Origin of the sequence: Corynebacterium sp. S5S1 (assembly GCF_001913985.1) — a bacterium.
Taxonomy (GTDB): domain Bacteria; phylum Actinomycetota; class Actinomycetes; order Mycobacteriales; family Mycobacteriaceae; genus Corynebacterium; species Corynebacterium marquesiae.
In genome coordinates this window covers 1-2,144 of record NZ_MKXT01000080.1, presented here as the reverse complement: position 1 = coordinate 2,144, position 2,144 = coordinate 1, and the positions used below count along the sequence as shown (strand labels likewise).

Here is a 2,144-nt window from a genome sequence, read left to right as displayed (position 1 = left end):
CCGCCAAGCGTTGTGCAGTACGCGACGCGGAGCGAATCGGCACAATAACCTGCTGGGTGGCCAACCATGCAATCCCCACCAACAGCACCAGCACGACTACACCCGCAGTAGACAACAGACCGCGTAGCAACGCCATGGTGGATGCTTCTGATTCCATCGACAGCGCCAGATACACCTGAGCGCCCGGAATATCGGATTGGGTCGGTGAACCAATCAGCAGCGCGTCATAGACCGTGCCGTCGGCACGCTCCACCGGGGTGAACTGATAAGAAACGTGCCCCTCAGAGACATACCTGCGTAGCTCCGCGGGAACACGGAAACCTTCTGGCGCCGTCGTCAAAGAGCCATCGCCGTTATCGACAACGATGATGGTGTCATAGATGGCCGATGCATCACTGGATTCACTACTGGAATGAGAAATAGATGCGCGCGCCGAGGTGATACGCACTTGCACACTATTAGCTGAGCCGGTGGCGTTAATTTGCTGTTCGACGGCAAAACGAGCACGGTCAATTTCCTGGCTGGCAACATCGAGCTTCTGATCCACCAGGCGCTGGGTGATCACCGAGATCAACGCGAAAGCCAGCACCAGCATGACCACCAGTGAGGACACGAAGATCGAGACGATCAAACGCACCTGCAGCGACGAACGCCAGTACTCCAGCATCCTCGTGCGCAGGTGGCGCAAGCGGTTTTCCGAACCCCCAGGACGAGCAGCCTTGTTCGTGCTTGCTGGATCACTGGACGTAGACGGCGCAGACGACGTAGACGCGGCGGGCTTTTTCACGCTCCTCCTGCCTAGGCTGCAGGCTTCTTGCCTGTTTTATAGCCCACTCCCCGCACCGTGAGCACGATTTGCGGGTCCTCCGGGTCTTTTTCAATCTTCGCGCGCAGCCGCTGCACATGCACATTCACCAAACGAGTATCCGAGGCGTGCTTATAGCCCCAGACCTTCTCCAGCAACGATTCCCGAGTGTGCACCTGCCCTGGCTTGCGCGACATTTCCAGCAACAAATCAAACTCCAGTGGGGTCAGCGCGATCTCTTCACCATTGCGCGTCACGGTGTGCTCACTGGTATCAATGTGCAGATCACCGATGACGATGCTTTCTGCAGAATCCGCGGCGTCGTCATGCGAAGCCACCGCCGGGCGTAGGCGGGCACGAATGCGCGCGATCAGTTCCTTGTGTTTGAAAGGCTTCGTGATGTAGTCGTCGGCGCCCGATTCCAGCCCCAACACGACGTCAACGGTATCGGTTTTCGCGGTCAGCATGACGATCGGCACCGATGATTCTGTGCGAATAGTGCGGCAAATATCCACGCCGTTCATGCCTGGCAGCATCAAATCCAGCAAAATCAAGTCCGGTTCGTGCTCACGAAACGCCGGGACCGCCTCATTGCCGTCCGTCACCGCGATGGGATGAAAACCTTCGGATTCCAGCACGATAGTCAACATCTCGGAGATCGCTGGGTCATCATCAACTACCAGAATGGTTGCTGCCATCGTCGTATTCATCCTCCGGGGGTGGTGTTACGGGAACGCTACGGTGGGCTAGCTCAGCCCGGCGCGTGTGAATCGTTGCCATTATCTTATCGATGTCGTCGCTGACTAGCCATTGGCTAGCCCAATTCAACGCCGCGAGTTGGTGATAAGCAGCATTCGTGTTGGTTTGTAGATCACTTTCGCGTTCGTAGTGATCCCGCTGCCGGGTGGCATCTGCCTCCGAGCGCGATTGTGCGCGAGCGGCAGCCACGTCGACGGGAACATCCAGCAGGATCTGCAAGTCGGGCTTCGGCAGCCCCAAGCGCCCAAATTCGAGTTCGGCAACCCAGTCCGTCACAGCTTGTTCCCCGGTCCGCGCCCAGCTATAGGCGGCACTCGAGGCCACATAGCGGTCCAGGATCAGCACGGCATCGCTGTGGCGTGCGTTGTCGGCGGCGTCGGCATGATTGCCGGCATGGTACTGCCACAACGTGTCCCGGCTCGCGGCGCGGTCCAAAGCAAAAAGCGTGGCCATGGCATAGGGGGAATCACTGAGATCTCCCATCCTGCCGTAAAGCGCCTCGCGTGCCAGCTGGGCGTGGATGGAATTGTCATAGTCCGGAAATGCCAACACCTCGACAGCGATGCCTTGTTGGCGAAGC

The 2,144-nt window shown here is 58.4% G+C and carries 2 protein-coding genes and 1 pseudogene; all 3 read right to left on the bottom strand.

The window, feature by feature from the left end:
- Positions 1-667: pseudogene (locus BKN05_RS12180) on the bottom strand (MtrAB system histidine kinase MtrB); the annotation flags it as partial.
- 131 nt (positions 668-798) lie between these two features.
- Entirely contained in the window at positions 799-1,503 is a 705-nt protein-coding gene (gene mtrA, locus BKN05_RS12175) for an MtrAB system response regulator MtrA (RefSeq protein WP_018120990.1), read from the bottom strand.
- A partial coding sequence (locus BKN05_RS12170) for a dTMP kinase (RefSeq protein ID WP_286688754.1) occupies positions 1,478-2,144 on the bottom strand: 667 nt, incomplete at its 5' end. The genes BKN05_RS12170 and mtrA, both read right to left, overlap by 26 nt.

Coding starts and splice junctions, on each gene's coding strand:
- mtrA (WP_018120990.1), bottom strand. CDS start 1,503: ATGGCAGCAACCATTCTGGTAGTTGATGATGACCCAGCGATCTCCGAG.